Origin of the sequence: Brevibacterium otitidis (genome assembly GCF_042429315.1) — a bacterium.
In the GTDB taxonomy this organism is placed as follows: domain Bacteria; phylum Actinomycetota; class Actinomycetes; order Actinomycetales; family Brevibacteriaceae; genus Brevibacterium; species Brevibacterium otitidis.
The window spans coordinates 1-564 of the sequence record NZ_JBHMAU010000080.1 but is presented as its reverse complement, the minus strand read 5'-3'; the positions used below and the strand labels follow the sequence as shown (position 1 = coordinate 564).

Sequence of the window (564 nt, the reverse complement as noted above, 5' to 3'; positions counted from 1 at the left end):
GGTACCTCCTTCTGTGGGCACGACCCACTGCGTTGAGTAGCGTGTTGTAGTGCGGTGGGTTCGCGCCGATCTCGTTGAGGACGCGGATGCTGTCGCGTTTCGACGTCGGCTCGACCAAACGCGCCAACACGAGTTGGAAGAACACGTCGTCATCAACGACATCAAAACCCAGCCGCCGATAAGCCGTGTCGATGACATCGATGAGCAGACCCGAGCGCTTAGCACCTAGAACAGCGGTGTGGCCAACCGTTGCGGAGTCGACAGCATCGAAGTCCAAAACGCCTTGGCCGGGGTTGAGGAACTCCCGCGCTTCTTCCATCTTCACGGCCAGTTCTGCATCAGTTCGGGCCGAACCGATGTGCTTGACGATTTTGTACTGCCCGCCCGATTTGTCCACAATCTGCACAAGTGTGACTCCCGGTCTTCCAGGAACACGACGGACGAACGGGCTCATATCCTCATTCTAGACGCCCTCGTAGTTACCCACGAGAGGTCAGCGCAGCCCACTGACCAGCGCAAACAGTTCGCGAAACAAGGAAATCACCCAAAATTGTGGAAGTCAGG

At 57.3% G+C, this 564-nt stretch carries 1 pseudogene; it reads right to left on the bottom strand.

The window, feature by feature from the left end:
- Positions 1-454, bottom strand: a pseudogene (locus ACFFN1_RS13530) (IS1634 family transposase); the annotation flags it as partial.
- Between the last annotated feature and the right edge of the window lie 110 nt (positions 455-564).